At 55.9% G+C, this 13,749-nt stretch carries 14 protein-coding genes; 3 read left to right on the top strand and 11 right to left on the bottom strand.

Annotated elements, in window-relative coordinates:
• Window positions 1–251 precede the first annotated feature (251 nt).
• Window positions 252–1,118: a LysR family transcriptional regulator gene (locus tag FAZ14_RS08290; RefSeq protein WP_153508345.1), complete on the bottom strand. Its 867-nt coding sequence runs from the start codon at window positions 1,116–1,118 to the stop codon at window positions 252–254.
• 106 nt (window positions 1,119–1,224) lie between these two features.
• On the opposite strand from FAZ14_RS08290, the gene FAZ14_RS08285 reads away from it, so the two are divergent.
• Entirely contained in the window at window positions 1,225–1,713 is a 489-nt protein-coding gene (locus FAZ14_RS08285; RefSeq protein WP_153508344.1) for a multidrug/biocide efflux PACE transporter, read from the top strand.
• 34 nt (window positions 1,714–1,747) lie between these two features.
• On the opposite strand, the gene FAZ14_RS08280 is transcribed toward FAZ14_RS08285, so the two are convergent.
• On the bottom strand, window positions 1,748–2,434 hold the full coding sequence (locus FAZ14_RS08280; RefSeq protein ID WP_016942267.1) for a DNA-3-methyladenine glycosylase family protein: 687 nt from the start codon (window positions 2,432–2,434) through the stop codon (window positions 1,748–1,750).
• A 97-nt stretch (window positions 2,435–2,531) separates the two neighbouring features.
• Between FAZ14_RS08280 and alkB the strand changes: the two genes are divergently transcribed.
• Window positions 2,532–3,203 (top strand): DNA oxidative demethylase AlkB, encoded by a 672-nt coding sequence (gene alkB / locus FAZ14_RS08275; RefSeq protein WP_038925572.1) that lies wholly within the window; start codon window positions 2,532–2,534, stop codon window positions 3,201–3,203.
• A 26-nt stretch (window positions 3,204–3,229) separates the two neighbouring features.
• On the opposite strand, the gene FAZ14_RS08270 is transcribed toward alkB, so the two are convergent.
• From FAZ14_RS08270 to FAZ14_RS08245, 6 genes are all read right to left on the bottom strand, one after another.
• Window positions 3,230–4,801, bottom strand: a complete 1,572-nt coding sequence (locus FAZ14_RS08270) for an FAD-dependent oxidoreductase (RefSeq protein ID WP_016942265.1) — start codon at window positions 4,799–4,801, stop codon at window positions 3,230–3,232.
• A gap of 62 nt (window positions 4,802–4,863) precedes the next feature.
• Window positions 4,864–5,208, bottom strand: a complete 345-nt coding sequence (locus FAZ14_RS08265) for an FMN-binding protein (protein WP_016942264.1) — start codon at window positions 5,206–5,208, stop codon at window positions 4,864–4,866.
• Window positions 5,209–5,264: 56 nt separating this feature from the next.
• Complete coding sequence (locus tag FAZ14_RS08260; protein ID WP_016942263.1) at window positions 5,265–6,644, bottom strand: MFS transporter; 1,380 nt, start codon at window positions 6,642–6,644, stop codon at window positions 5,265–5,267.
• 2 nt (window positions 6,645–6,646) lie between these two features.
• A complete protein-coding gene (nrfD, locus tag FAZ14_RS08255; protein WP_153508343.1) occupies window positions 6,647–7,603 on the bottom strand; it encodes a cytochrome c nitrite reductase subunit NrfD in 957 nt (318 codons plus the stop codon).
• On the bottom strand, window positions 7,596–8,294 hold the full coding sequence (locus tag FAZ14_RS08250; RefSeq protein WP_016942261.1) for a 4Fe-4S dicluster domain-containing protein: 699 nt from the start codon (window positions 8,292–8,294) through the stop codon (window positions 7,596–7,598). Before FAZ14_RS08250 ends, nrfD begins: the two co-directional genes overlap by 8 nt.
• A gap of 506 nt (window positions 8,295–8,800) precedes the next feature.
• The gene (locus FAZ14_RS08245) at window positions 8,801–9,793 is read right to left on the bottom strand and encodes an alpha/beta hydrolase fold domain-containing protein (protein ID WP_016942259.1); all 993 of its coding nucleotides are present in this window, start codon (window positions 9,791–9,793) and stop codon (window positions 8,801–8,803) included.
• Between the two features lie 191 nt (window positions 9,794–9,984).
• Here FAZ14_RS08245 and FAZ14_RS08240 point away from each other — a divergent pair, with 191 nt between their 5' ends.
• A complete protein-coding gene (locus FAZ14_RS08240) occupies window positions 9,985–10,887 on the top strand; it encodes a LysR family transcriptional regulator (RefSeq protein ID WP_016942258.1) in 903 nt (300 codons plus the stop codon).
• A 52-nt stretch (window positions 10,888–10,939) separates the two neighbouring features.
• Here FAZ14_RS08240 and FAZ14_RS08235 read toward each other — a convergent pair whose 3' ends face one another.
• From FAZ14_RS08235 to FAZ14_RS08225, 3 genes are read right to left on the bottom strand one after another with little or no spacing between them, the layout of a single operon-like run.
• Window positions 10,940–11,926 (bottom strand): LacI family DNA-binding transcriptional regulator, encoded by a 987-nt coding sequence (locus FAZ14_RS08235; protein ID WP_153508342.1) that lies wholly within the window; start codon window positions 11,924–11,926, stop codon window positions 10,940–10,942.
• A complete protein-coding gene (locus FAZ14_RS08230) occupies window positions 11,919–12,686 on the bottom strand; it encodes an MBL fold metallo-hydrolase (protein WP_153508341.1) in 768 nt (255 codons plus the stop codon). Before FAZ14_RS08230 ends, FAZ14_RS08235 begins: the two co-directional genes overlap by 8 nt.
• Window positions 12,676–13,746, bottom strand: coding sequence for an ABC transporter ATP-binding protein (locus FAZ14_RS08225; RefSeq protein ID WP_038925567.1), 1,071 nt, complete (start codon window positions 13,744–13,746; stop codon window positions 12,676–12,678). The genes FAZ14_RS08230 and FAZ14_RS08225 overlap by 11 nt, the downstream gene beginning before the upstream one ends.
• Between the last annotated feature and the right edge of the window lie 3 nt (window positions 13,747–13,749).

Genomic DNA, 13,749 nt, shown 5'->3' with positions numbered 1-13,749 from the left:
GGATACCACCTCACATACTATGGCTTTATGGCGGGGAGTACCACGCTGACAAGTCACATTATTTTTATCTTCGTCATGTTTTCGTCGAAAATATATCGCAGACAGAAACAGAATGTTGATATTGATAATCGTGACGTTACGGATGTCATATTAAGTCATTTATTTAAATTAATTAAGTGCGATGTGCCGGGGTGATGAATACCCATTGAATAAATAAGGGTACACATCACCTTGCCAGTACCTTGATTTTATTATTCGCGCTGTTCGAGCAAGGTATCGATGAGCCATAATCCCGCCGGACCGGGGGGCGAGGGGCGGGACCAGGCGATATCCACTTCAATCTGCCGCGGCCAGCCTGGCAGCGATAGTTCCACCAACTGATTCTGCGCGTATTCCTTGACCAGCCAGCGCGGCAGGGTGCTCCAGCCAAATCCTTGTTGCGCCATCTCCAACAGCATCAGGTACGACGGCGTTGACCAACTGGCGCTTTCCGTTTGTGGGCGCTCTCGCTGGCTATATGTATGCAAACATAACTGACGCACCGTAGCGAGTTGTTCCTGCGTTACCTGGGTCTGCTGCGCCAGCGGATGCGTGCGGGCGACATACACCGCCATTTCGGTTTTCACCTGCAACCGGGATACCGCAATGTCGATAGGATAATGTGCCTGCGCCTGTAACACGCCAACATGGGCGCGCTGAGATTGCAGCAGATCCACCACGTCTTCGTCTTCCGCAATCAGGCATTCGAATTCCACGTCGGGAAACCGCACGGCGAAGCGTTGCAGTATCGGGTGATAGTAACGGCACTGCCAGGTGTCCGATAACACGAAGGTGAGCCGTGGCTCGACTTTATCTGCCAGCCGGATTGACAGTTCATCCAGCGCTTCGCTGGCGGCCAGAATCGCTTTCACATGACTGAGCACCTTACGTCCTTCATCCGTCAGCACTGGCTGATGACCACGTCTGTCGAACAGCTGCAATCCCAGGTCGGCTTCCAGATTCGCCACCGCCGTACTGACGGTGGACTGGCTTTTTTGCAGGTGGCGTGCCGCGGCGGAAAACGAACCGGTATTCACGGTAGCGACGAACGCCAGCAATGATTCAGGAGAATAACGCATTGCTGCCTCTATCGATTTTTTAGATGGATTCTAATTTATCACTATTGGTTATTTCGATGAAAATAGCAATCCGTCAGCGCCACCGCGCGATCAGTAGGGGGAATTTATGCAACAGAATATTCAGCAAACAGGACATCATCCGTCAAAATCCTGGCGTGAACGGATAGTGCATGCCGTGGGTTTTGAAGTGATGGCGTTATTGATTTGCGCGCCGATAGGGGCATGGGTACTGGAGCGCTCCATCCTACAGGTCGGGGTGCTCTCCATCATGCTATCCAGCGTGGCAATGGTCTGGAACGTGGTGTACAACAGCGTGTTTGATCGCCTGTGGCCGGTCAGCCGCGTGAGGCGTGGCGTATGGGTGCGCGCAGGGCACGCGCTGGGCTTTGAAGGTGGTTTTATCCTGTTTGGTTTGCCGCTGGCTGCCTGGATGCTGAATATTACGTTGTGGCAGGCACTGATGGTGGAGATCGGCTTCTTCCTGTTTTTCCTGCCGTACACCATGGCCTACAACTGGCTGTACGACCTGCTGCGTGAGCGTCTGCTAACCCCAGCGGTACAGGGACGCCAGTCAGCACCCGAGGCAGGAGAGTGAGGGCTTGCCTCACACTCCTGCCTCGTGCTTGTTTTCATTCGTCGGTCGATTGACGCAGTGACGCCCGGTATTCGGCGTAATCCGGCATGTGAGGAATACGCCACAGATACCAGGCTGCCAGTGTGCGATAGGGGCGACAAGGCTCGCTCATCTCCAGCATCGCTTTGCGCGTGGGGTCTTGTGGCAGGCGATACAGGTAACGAAACCCCTGTTTGATGCCGAGATCGTCCACCGGCATGATATCCATCCGCTCCAGTGTGGAGATCAACAGCATTTCTACTGTCCAGCGGCCGATGCCTTTCAAAGTGCAAAGGCGCTCGATCAGCGTGTCGTCATCCAGATGTTCGGCTGCCGTTCTGGCGGGTACCAATCCGCTCAGTACGCCCTGCGCAATGCCTTTTACCGTGTCGATTTTACGGGCGGAAAAACCGCACTGGCGTAACACCTCGGGTTCGCATGCCACCAGTTGTTCAGCGGAGGGAAAACCGCCGTCTCCCACATCAAAACGTTGCTGTAGCTTGCCGATGATCGCGGCGGCGGCACGGTTACTGAGTTGCTGGCTGGAGACCGCCCGGATTAGCGCCTCGTAAGGTTCCCTTGCCGGTCGGCTTTCAAAGCGGATATGACCGACGCCGTCTATCAAGCGCGCCCAGTGCACATCAATGGCGGACAAATGGGCAAGAGCCTGAGGTTCGTCGAACGGGAGGGGTGATGGCGTCATCGGGTGGCATCCTTATGGTTGGCGATGTATTTCAGCAGGCAATGTTCCGCTAAGAGAGATATACTCAATTATACTGGTTATTTGAACAGGTTTGCGCATGAATTTTGAACTGTTTGCCGATGAGCCGCCGGAGCGCCGGAATGAAACGCTGGCACCCGGTGCGGTGGTGTTGCGCGGTTTTGCCTGGCTGCAGGCCGATACGTTGCTGGCTGCTCTTAAGACAGTGACGCAACGAGCGCCGTTTCGGCACCTGGTGACGCCGGGTGGGTATATCATGTCGGTGGCGATGAGTAATTGCGGGCCACTGGGTTGGGTGAGCGACGAGCAGGGTTACCGCTACAGCGTGCAGGACCCGCTCAGCGGTCAGCACTGGCCTGCTATGCCCGCTTGTTTCTTGCAGTTGTCTCAGGCTGCGGCACGCGAGGCGGGATATCACGACTTTTCGCCCGATGCCTGCCTGATTAACCGCTACGCCGTTGGTGCCAAACTGTCGTTACATCAGGACAAAGACGAGCTGGACTTACGCCAGCCGATTGTGTCCGTGTCGTTAGGGTTGAGCGCGGTGTTCTTGTTCGGTGGCATGAAACGCAGCGACCCTTGCCAGCGGCTGACGTTGATGCACGGTGATGTGGTGGTATGGGGGGGCCCGTCCCGATTGTGTTACCACGCCATTTTGCCGCTAAAACGCGGGCCGTTGCCGATGGGAATGTCCGATGAGGTGCGCCTGAATCTGACGTTTCGCTGCGTCAGAGTGCCCCCCACGCAGTGAGGGACACTTGTCATGACGTTGTATGATTACTTCGCAGAGAAGTGGATGTACTCCAGCGCGTTTTCACCCGCCATACGACCTGAATTGAGGGCAAAACCGAACGTCCCGCCGCCCAACAGCAAATCATAGGTGTCGCCGTACATACCGGCGGCATCGTTGCCGGTCACGTACAGGCCCGGTACCGCACTGCCGTTCGGGCTGACCGCTTCCATTTTCTCGTTAATTTTCACACCACCGAGTGTACCGAGTGCCGCTGGCATCATCTTCACGGCATAGAACGGGCCGGTTTTCACCGGGCGCAGATAATCCATGCTCTTGTTGAAGATGTCGTCGCGTTTCTGGGTGGCATAGCGGTTGTTGTCTTCAATGGTGCGTTTCAGCACGGCCGGGTCGATGGCCATTTGTTTGGCCAGGTCGTCGATACTGTTGCTTTTGAAGACAAAACCCCGGTTTTTCTGGAGTTCTTTGGCAAACTCGTCGTCAAATTTCACCAGTTTGGTATTGGTGATAACCCATTCGCCGATCGGCACATCAATACCGTCGTTGACCACGTGCTTGCGGGTTTCCTCGTCGAAGACGGAGTACATGACGCCACCTGCTTTCGCCAGCGCGTTACCGGCGTGCGGCCAAATAATAACGATGGACTCATCGGTGAAGCGGCGTCCGGTTTTGTCTACCCACAGGTACGGCTGGCGAGCGGCGGCCAACATCTGGGAGTTAGGGGCATACTCCGGCAGACCGGGGCGGTAAGACTGCACTACGCCCATGCCTTCTTCTTTGGCACCCGCCTTCCACGCCATTTTGATGCCGTCGCCGTCTTTACCGATGTTGCCGACCATGATGGTGTCGGGCATGTCGACGTATTTTTGCAGCATCTCTTTGTTGTTGGCGTAACCACCGGTGGCGACGATCACCGCTTTGGTGTCGATCTGGAACGGTTTACCGTCGCTGCCTTCAGCGATCACGCCGGTAATTTTGCCGTCCTTCATCACCAGGTCTTTACCGGCGGTTTTCACCAGTGTGGTGACCTTCATGTTTTTAAACTGCTCATGGAAGGTTTTGATCAGGTAGCGGCCGTGGCCAGGGCCATCGATAACGTGCCAGGTCAGCATCCCGCCCGGCCCGCCGGGGCCGATGTATTCAAACTTGATGCCTTTGGATTTCACCCACTCGATGGTGTCGGCGGAGCGGTTGACGAAGGTACGCACCACATACGGGTTGGCCATCCAGTGGCTGTATTCCATGATGGTCTTAAAGGCCATATCCGGCGTGACCACGATACCCTGGCGTTTTTGCATCGAACTGTTGGCCGCGAAGATACCTTCCGCGAAATTGCCGGTGCCGCCGACGGCGGGCTGTTTTTCCAGCAACACGACGCTAGCGCCTTTCTCGGCGGCCGCCATGGTAGCGGCAGTACCGGCGGCACCCGCACCAATCACCACCACATCCGCGCTTTTCGGGATGTCGACCGATTTGGCCGGTTCAGCGTTTTTCGCCGGTTCTGCCGCTGGCTCGGGTTGCCCTGATGCCTGAGCAGAGGTGATTCCCAGCACCGAGAGGCACAAAGCCGCAAGGAGTTTTTGTCGGTATTGAACCATATTATTTTCCTTTTATTTTACGTGTGGAATAACGCGCCAAAGACTGGCGCATCGCCCGGTATTCAGTTTGCCTTGGCTTTGGCGTAAGCTGCCTGCGAGGCGTCATGCACCGCGCCGCTGGTCATGGTGGCGCCGGAAACCCCGTCGACATTGATGGTCTTTTTCTCGGTCATGGTTTTTGCCAGCTCTTTGGCCGCTTCACCGCCGACTTCCGGAGTTTCGTCCGGGGCATCGATAGTGGCTTTTTGCACGACGCCTTTTGCATCGATATCCAGAGTGACGGTGACGTCACCACCGATACCTTGTCCTGTCGCTGAGTAGGTACCGGCTTTAAATTGGTCTTCAGCGACGGCCACGCCAGCTACCAGCAACAGGCAACCCAATAATGTGATGGAACTTTTTTTCATAACGAACATTCACTCTGTATGGTTAATATCATCAATAAACGGGAACCCGCGCCGGGCTAAGGGGCCAGCAGCGTTTTCCCTTCTTCGTGGCTGAGATGGCGAAACAACAGGCAACTCAGCGGTAATCCGGTGCCGAGCAGTAACAACAGCAGGCTGAAATGGTTGATGTTCAGTAGCGGTTCCCATTGGGAAAATAGCCGCAACGCCGGGAAGGTCAGCGCCATGCTGAGCATGACGGCAATCAACTGACTGAGGATCATGATGTTATTGCCGCTGTTGTAGGTGTCGCTGCACAGGTGGCAGCAGGCCAGCGTGCTTTCCGCCGAGTGCAATAACGCGGTCATCAGGCCGATAGCAACAGCGCAGACACCGATCACCGGCAATAAACGGTGCTGGATAGCGAGGCCGAGCAGCAGCACCAGTGCTGAGGCCAGCAGCGTGCCGTACATCAGCACATGGCGGTAACCCAGCCAGCGAATCAGCGGTTCGAACAGCAGCTTGGCCAGCAGCGCGCCGATGGAAAACAGCAACATGATGAGACCAGCGGTCGCGGGCGGCAGCCCGAGCGAGGTCTGAACCACCAGTGATATCACCACCGGCAGCGAGGCCAGCAGTAAACGGGTAAGCACGCCACCCCATACCCCGACATAAAAAGAACGGATGCTGAACAGGGACACCGGCAGCAGGGCTTCGCGCCCCGGCAGGTCACTGCGCAGGTAAAATAACGTGCAAAGCGTACAGGCCAGGCCCAACAGCACGATGACTGGCAGCGACAGCAGGTGCCGCGGTGCCGCGGCCAGTAGCAGGGTCACCGTCAGCAGAATGCCGACCAGCGGCAGCAGGTGACGCATCGATACCCGGCAGGCGCTGACGCGGGTGCCGCTATCCGTCGGCAGGATGCGCCATGCCAGCCACAGGCATAGCAGCGCCAGGGGGACTGGCGCGATAAAAATAGCCCGCCAGGATAACCCGTCGGTCAGCAGGCTACCCAACAGCGGGCCAGTCAGGGTGCCGAACATGCCGAGCAGCGTCATGCGATTCAGGAATGACAACCGGGTATCGGCGGGGGTGTATCGCAGCACTTGTGTGCGGATCACCGGCAACAGTAACGCGCCACCGGTTCCCTGAATAAATCGTCCCAAACCCAGTTGAAAGGCGGAGTCGGCATGAAAGCACAGTAGTGCGCCGCCGGTGAAGATGGTCAGGGCGGCGAGACAGGTACGCCGCTCTCCCAGATGCTGGCTCAGCCAACTGTTAATCGGGGTAAAGGCCACGACGGTGATGACGTAAGCCATGACGATTGGCTCCATACGCAAGACGGGCTGGTGCAGCGCACGGGCTATCGCCGGTACGGCGACGTACAGCATGGTGGTGTCCAGCGATTGCATGAAGAACGCCGCTGAGGCCAGCCAGAAGAGTGCGCGTGGGCCAGTCATGGTCAGGCTACCGTCATCTGACCGGCGTACAGCACGAATAACCGCAGCAGGAACACGCCCAGTAGCGTCAGGCCGGCGGTAAAGCGTGGCAGAAATGCGATACGGCGTTGCACGGCAGTCAGGCTACCTGCCACCAGCGGCACCAACATGCCGATGCCGATAATACCGATCCAGAACACCCCGCCCCAGAATCCGCTCAACGCCACCTGTGCCGCGACTGATTTCTGCCCACCGCCCAACATCAGGCCGGTAAAAAAGGCGAACAGCAGAAACAGTTCGACCAGTGCGATCGGCTTTTCCAGTTTGTGCAGCAGATGCAGGGTGTGCGGGCAGTATTGCTGGCTACTCGCCGAGGCACCGACCATCATCAGTACCGCGACGCCGGAGGTGACGCCAGAGACCAGAAACAGCACCGGCAGTACCGGGTTGTTCAGCAGTGGAAAGGATTTTAATGCTGAAAGCAGAAAGCCGGTATAGCAACCGAGCAGCAATGCCAGCACCAGCAAGACGTTTTCTACCGGACGCAGGTAACGAGTGACCCAGGCGATTACCCGATTGAGCACCGTGTGCAGCGCGCCCGGCAACCGGTGTTCACTCCAGGCCAACAGCGGCTGTTGATACAGGCTGGCAATCCACAGGAACATCACCAGCATGTACACCTGAAACAGCATCACCCCCAGCGACATGATGGAATGGGGATTATAGAAAACCATCAAATACCAGAAGGTGATGGGGCGGGCGAGGTGAAAAATCAGGATCACCAGCCCGATGATGACCGACAACGGCGCGATGATCGCTGTAGCGGCTATCAATGGGTTTGCCTGTTGGTTTTCTGCGGGCAGATAGCGGCGAAACAGTAACGTCAACACCATCATCCCCGAGGAGATCCCCACCAGCAGCAGGTAAACGGCGATGGGCCAGTCCCATACCAGCGAAGGAAAGTGAAAGGCGTTATGCATGATCGCTTTCTCCGTATTTACCCGGTATGCGGTAAAGGTTAGGGCCGGTACCCAGGTAGACTTTGCTGCGGTAGATAGGGTTGCTTTTGATCATTTTCGAAATATCGCTGTCCGGATCGTTGAGATCGCCAAACACCAGCGCTTTGGTCGGGCAAATTTCGACGCAGGCCGGTTTCTTTCCTGCCGCCAGATTGGTTTCCCGGCAGAAATTGCATTTATCGGCGGTGTTGGTTACCGGGTTGATAAAACGTACGTGGTATGGGCAGGCGGCGATGCAGTAGCGACAACCGACACAGCGTTTGTCGTTAACATCGACAATGCCGGTCAACGCGTCTTTGAATGAGGCACCGGTCGGGCAGACAGACACACAAGGCGGGTTATCGCAGTGCTGGCAGGACTGACGGAAGAACTGTTTAATGGGTTTAGTGGTATCGGTGGCAGGGATATCGACGGTTTGTATGATATTCAGCCGGGTGACGCCCTCCGGCACCTGATTGGTTTTACGGCAGGCGGTCATACAGGCTTGGCAGCCGATACAGCGCAGCTCGTTGTGCAAAATGCCGTATTTTACCGGTCGCACCCCAGAGGACGGTAATGCCGTTTCCTGTGCGGCCACTGGCAGGCCGCTGCCGGAAACGGCCAGTGCGCTGCCCATAATGGCAATAAAACGGCGTCGGGTATAATTTTCCATAAAATAACCTTTCAGAAAGCAAATGTCGGTTTGCAGCCATTACGCTCTGCGCTGCAATAAATCATTTTTTATTTTCTTTTCACTGGGTACGAATACACGCAGTGAATAACAACAATGCTCATGCTTTAGAAATAAGCCGGTATTTGAATAAAATGTGTGTCAGGAAATAAAACATCTTGATGGAAATAATTGGAGCATGTGCACCCGGTGGGATATGTGTCACGCCTCACATTTAATTTTTTGTATATCCGGATAAAAATAATTGCAAAATACGATAACTGGCGTGGTTCCTGTTATTATTGTCATGAGCTTTATTGTTAATGTTATTTTTGTTGCTTGTTTTTGTTATCAACGTGGCTTTTTTGATTTTTACGGGAAATGTCTTTCCTGTCAAAATGAATGAAAATGATGTGGCGCAATAATTCACTCGCGCGGTACGATACTTATGTCGACACATAAATAAAAAACGCCTCTGACGAGGCGCTTTAGCAGAATAATTCAGCCAATTAGTGGCTATCAGCCGATGATGGTTTTAACTGGCGGTCCAGAAACTGAATCACTTTCTGCATGATTTCTGGTTGTACCCAGTAAATGCCGCCATGCTCTGCGCCTTTTACCACGTAATAGGTGCTGTTGATGCCGTGGGCTATCAGCGCCTTATGCAGAATTTCGGTCTGGTGGGGGGAAACCACCGTATCGGCGCTACCGTGCATAATTAAAAAAGGCGGCGTGTTCTTGCTGATATAGTTGATTGGGTTGGCGGCGGCCGTTCTTTCCGGGAAGCGGGTAATCGGGCCACCGTCATTGAACACCGATGTGCCGTTGACCCAGATAGCTTCGGTCGAGGACGGCGAGGCGTGTTTTTGTACCACTGCATCCGGGAAGCCTTCACCGACGCGGGTCAGGTCCGACAGGCCATAGAAGTCGATAACCGCTTGTACCTGGCTGCTTTGGTCCAGGTGTTCCCCACGGTCAAATTGCTTGTCGCCGTTGCTGGTACCGGCGAATGCCGCCAGATAGCCACCGGCTGAGGCACCGAACACGGCCACATGATTCGTATCGATGCCGAATTTTCCTGCATTGGCGCGCAGATAGCGAATGGCGGATTTCACGTCCTCCAGCGGGGCGGGGAACAGTACGGTGGGTGCCACGCGGTACTCCATGCTGGCGACCACGTAACCCGCTTCCGCCATTTTCAGCCGTTGCTGGATATAGTTGTCTTTATTGGCGTTGATGAAGCCGCCGCCGGTGATGAACAGCACGGCGGGTTGCGGTGACCTGGCTTCCGGCTGGAGGATATCCATTTTCAACGCGACGTTAGCATAGCCGCGCATCGGCACCTGTGCGTAAACCACGTCGGAAATCAGTTTAACCGACGGCTGACGTGGGGTCAGCGTCAGTTCATGTGTGTTGTCTGCTGCCATCGTATGGGGAACCTGAGCGGCTGCGGTAATGATAATGGAAGATAACAGTATCATTTTGAGGGGTGGGGTACGCATGAATTATTCCTTAAGAAATTATTTTCTGATCATTGTTTTTGAATCAATATGCAAGCAGACGGATGAGCATGAGGTACAGTCAGGGTGCAGGCTAACATGGTGATGATTAATACAATTGTGCTTAATCTCACATTAGTATTTTAACAAATTCATATAATTAATATTCGATAAGGTTATAAATAAAAATAATCATGATAAGTATCAAGCGAGCACTTTATTACCATGAGTTGGTCCGCAAAGGGAGTTTTACCCGTGCCGCCAAATCTCTCAATATCTCTCAGGCCTTTCTTTCTCAGGAAATATCCCGACTGGAACAGGAGTTAGAACGAAAACTGATTAATCGCACCACCCGCCAGTTTGCGTTAACGCCATTTGGCGAGGCGTTTGATGAAAAAATCAAACCACTGATCCGCGAGTATTACGACGTAGAACAATTTGTGCAGTCATACGAAGAAAGTCAGGATGGTGCCCTGATGGTCGGGGTGATTCCTATCTTCAACCGGCTGAAATACTACGATGTCTTTACGTCATTTCAGAAGCAGCACCCGAATATCGAGTTATCGTTTATTGATGGCGTCAGCAGCGACTTGCTGGAAAAGGTCAGAAATGCCGAGATTCATGTGTCGCTCTCCACGCCATTCGATGATTATTTACAGGATCCGCTGTTTAATCACACCATCTTTCTGGATGACAATCTGGTGGCGGTGATGGCCGCCGATCACCCGCTGGCAGGGCAAGACAGCCTGACGCTGGAGCAACTGGCGCAGGAGCGGCCGATTGTGCCGCAAAAAGGTACCGGCGAGCATGCGGCGGTGTCGGCGGCATTCAATCGTGCCGGGCTGGAGGAGACCTGCTTTCGTGAGTGCAGCAATCTCGACATCATTATGGATCTGGTGATGCACCACGGCGGCGTAGTCTTTCTGTGCACCTCAGTGGCGGGGAGCCTGAAGGGGTACGATATCGCTATTCGCCCGGTCGCTACGCCGATCATCCGTACGTTTGCTGTCAGCTATCTCAAGCGCAGCGCAGGCATTCCGATGGTGCGCCGTTTGCTGGATTTCATGGAACGCCATCACCCGACGCTACGTGGGTAACGGCTGTGTATCGGCTTATCCGTTATCGGGCGCGATGAGCGCCCGAGCGGGTTTAGCGCATGACCAGGGTGGGGGCAATACGAACGGTGTCACCGTGTTGTGCCTCACCGCGTAACACCTGTTGCAGATGGCGTATCACGTGCTCCACCATCAACTCAACCGGCTGACGCACCGTGGTCAACCGGTAGCCTTCCCAGGCGGCCTGCGGGGTGTCGTCGCAACCGATCACTTTACAGTTCGCGCCGCCGTTGAGCCGCAGGGCGTCCAGCGCGCCAAAAGCCAGCGCATCGCAGGCGCAGAATACCCCTTCCACCGAGGGGTATTGTTGCTGTAACTGGCACATGGCGCGGTAGCCACTGTGGTAGGCATAATCCGGGTTATCGGCGACGATCGGTTCAGGCAGGCCACGGCTGAGCAGGCGCTGGCGAAAGCCCGCCAGTCGTTCCAGCGAGGCTTGTCCATCATGACGACCGGCGATGTAGGCCAGCCGGGTCAGCCCCTGAGACATCAGGTGATCAGCCGCCAGTTCACCGGCCAGCCGGTTATCAGACAGTACGGCGGTGACGGTTTCACGCTTATCTTCACGTCCCATCAGCACCATCGGCAGTGACAGTTCCAGACAACGTTCGGTGGTTTCTTGCGATAGGCTACCGGCAGAAATAATCGCCGCTTCCACCTGCCACGACAACGCCTGTTGCAGTCGGGCGCGGATGTCGCAGTGTTCGGTAACGCTGACCAGCATCGGCACCAGCCCATGTTGTTGCAGCGCCTGCGTGAGCAGATTAAACAACCAGGGCTGGAACGGGTTATCGAACTCCCCCATCACCACCGCCACGATGCCGGAACCTTGCCGCCCGGAATTGACCAGCGCACGAGCCAGTGCGTTGGGGCGATAGCCCAGTTCATCGGCAGCGGCCAGTACCCGTGAACGGGTTGCCTGGCTGACTTTTCCCGGCGCGGAGTAGGTACGCGACACCGCTGAAGGAGAAACGCCCGCGCTACGGGCAACATCAATCGAGGTGATGCGCTTCTTATTCATGCCCAGACCCTCTGATGATGTGCCAGTGGCCGTCATGACAGCGCGCGAGATCGCCCTGTTCGGGGAGAAAAATAGCGGGCGAGGCGGCGATAGCCTGTTGCAGTGCCGCTTTTTGCGCCTGTTGCACATGGTACAGCCCCAGTTGCGCACCCGGTTTACGCGCCAGCGTCTGCACCTGCGGCCAGTTGCCGTGCCAGGCGTTGCCGGTTGCCTGCGGTGAAAAACACTCCACCAGCGCCAGGTCCGCCTGCGCCAGCAGTGTGGCCGCAGCGGGCGTCAACTGACCGTCACCGCTGTAGAACAATGACCCTTGCTTAGCGCTCAGATACAACGCCCGGTTAGGTACCGAGTGGCGGGTCGGTGCGGTCTGGCACTGCCATGGCCCCAGTTCGCTCAGGCTTTCACTATCCTGCCAGTGAAGGGTAAACAGCGGTCGACCGGCGGGCCAAAAGGCGAAATCCGCCAGACGCTGTAATTGCGGGAGTTGCTGACGCGGAGCGATGACCGTGAGTGGTGCGGTACGCCCGCAAGATTCGCACCAGTTAAGCCAGGTCGTCAGACCGAGGACATGGTCGGGATGGGCGTGGGTAATATAGATGGCGTTGAGGTCGTCCGGTGCGGTCTGGCGTTGCCACAGTGCCTGCGGAACCGTCGGACCGCAATCCACCAGCAACTGAAACCCGTTTTCGCTGACCCGTATTGCGGCGTTAACCCGTTGGCTGTCGTAGGCTTCACCGCTGCCAAGAATATCAAGCTCCATGCACAGTCTCCTGTTTCCCGGTATGCGCGGGTGAGGGTAAACGCTGTCCATCGATATCAAACCAGTGGCAGCGTTCCGCTACCACCTGCAACGCCAGCTCCTGACCGATACGCGCTGCGCTACGGCTTTCCACCACCAGCTTGATGCCAGGTTCATGGATGATGTGGCCGTGCAGGTGATATTGCGCCCCCAGGTTTTCCACCAGATCCACCTGAAAGGTTGGAATACTGCTGGTTATCTCAAAGGCGTCCGGGCGAACGCCGAGGGTCACCGCGCGTTCGTCGCGCGCCAGTCGTTGCAGCCACGGCGATAATGTTTGACCGGACGACAGCTGAAAAAAGTTCATTTCCGGCGTGCCGATAAACCCGGCGACAAAGGTCGTGGCGGGCTGATGATACAGCTCTTCCGGTGTGCCGATCTGCGCGATACGTCCTTCGTGCAATACCACGATGCGATCGGCCAGCGTCATCGCCTCAACCTGGTCGTGGGTGACGTAAATCATGGTGGCGGCTAACTGTTGGTGCAGGGCTTTTAACTGCACCCGGGTATGGGTGCGCAGTTTGGCATCCAGATTAGACAGCGGTTCGTCGAACAAAAACAGGCGTGGTTTACGCACGATGGCGCGACCAATCGCCACCCGTTGACGTTGTCCACCGGAAAGCGCACCGGGTTTACGCGCCAGTAGCGGTGTGAGTTGTAGCATCTCTGCGACCTGTGCCACTTTCTCGGCAATCACAGGGCGTCGTTCACCGGCCATCTTGAGCGCGAAGCCCATGTTTTCCGCCACGGTCATGTGCGGGTAAAGCGCATAAGATTGAAACACCATCGCCATTTCCCGCAGGCCAGGTGGCTGGCGCGAGATATCGTCGTCACCCAGCAGAATCTGGCCGCTGTCTTGTTCTTCCAGCCCGGCGATGGTCCGCAATAGGGTTGATTTGCCGCAGCCGGATGGGCCGACGAACACCACCAATTCCCCCTGCCGGATATGCAAATCGATGCCGAGCAGCACCGTCTGGCGACCGTAGCGCTTGGTGACCTGATGTAATCGTAATTCACTCATCCG

This window comes from Dickeya oryzae (genome assembly GCF_009372235.1).
Taxonomy (GTDB): Bacteria; Pseudomonadota; Gammaproteobacteria; order Enterobacterales; family Enterobacteriaceae; genus Dickeya; species Dickeya oryzae.
The sequence above is the reverse complement of the archived record's forward strand: the minus strand, read 5'-3'. Positions and strand labels throughout refer to the sequence as shown.

Excerpts from the sequence above, each read along its gene's own strand:
- FAZ14_RS08290 (WP_153508345.1), bottom strand. The coding sequence starts at position 1,118 with ATGCGTTATTCTCCTGAATCATTGCTGGCGTTCGTCGCTACCGTGAAT.
- FAZ14_RS08285 (WP_153508344.1), top strand. The coding sequence starts at position 1,225 with ATGCAACAGAATATTCAGCAAACAGGACATCATCCGTCAAAATCCTGG.
- FAZ14_RS08280 (WP_016942267.1), bottom strand. The coding sequence starts at position 2,434 with ATGACGCCATCACCCCTCCCGTTCGACGAACCTCAGGCTCTTGCCCAT.
- alkB (WP_038925572.1), top strand. The coding sequence starts at position 2,532 with ATGAATTTTGAACTGTTTGCCGATGAGCCGCCGGAGCGCCGGAATGAA.
- FAZ14_RS08270 (WP_016942265.1), bottom strand. The coding sequence starts at position 4,801 with ATGGTTCAATACCGACAAAAACTCCTTGCGGCTTTGTGCCTCTCGGTG.
- FAZ14_RS08265 (WP_016942264.1), bottom strand. The coding sequence starts at position 5,208 with ATGAAAAAAAGTTCCATCACATTATTGGGTTGCCTGTTGCTGGTAGCT.
- FAZ14_RS08260 (WP_016942263.1), bottom strand. The coding sequence starts at position 6,644 with ATGACTGGCCCACGCGCACTCTTCTGGCTGGCCTCAGCGGCGTTCTTC.
- nrfD (WP_153508343.1), bottom strand. The coding sequence starts at position 7,603 with ATGCATAACGCCTTTCACTTTCCTTCGCTGGTATGGGACTGGCCCATC.
- FAZ14_RS08250 (WP_016942261.1), bottom strand. The coding sequence starts at position 8,294 with ATGGAAAATTATACCCGACGCCGTTTTATTGCCATTATGGGCAGCGCA.
- FAZ14_RS08245 (WP_016942259.1), bottom strand. The coding sequence starts at position 9,793 with ATGCGTACCCCACCCCTCAAAATGATACTGTTATCTTCCATTATCATT.
- FAZ14_RS08240 (WP_016942258.1), top strand. The coding sequence starts at position 9,985 with ATGATAAGTATCAAGCGAGCACTTTATTACCATGAGTTGGTCCGCAAA.
- FAZ14_RS08235 (WP_153508342.1), bottom strand. The coding sequence starts at position 11,926 with ATGAATAAGAAGCGCATCACCTCGATTGATGTTGCCCGTAGCGCGGGC.
- FAZ14_RS08230 (WP_153508341.1), bottom strand. The coding sequence starts at position 12,686 with ATGGAGCTTGATATTCTTGGCAGCGGTGAAGCCTACGACAGCCAACGG.
- FAZ14_RS08225 (WP_038925567.1), bottom strand. The coding sequence starts at position 13,746 with ATGAGTGAATTACGATTACATCAGGTCACCAAGCGCTACGGTCGCCAG.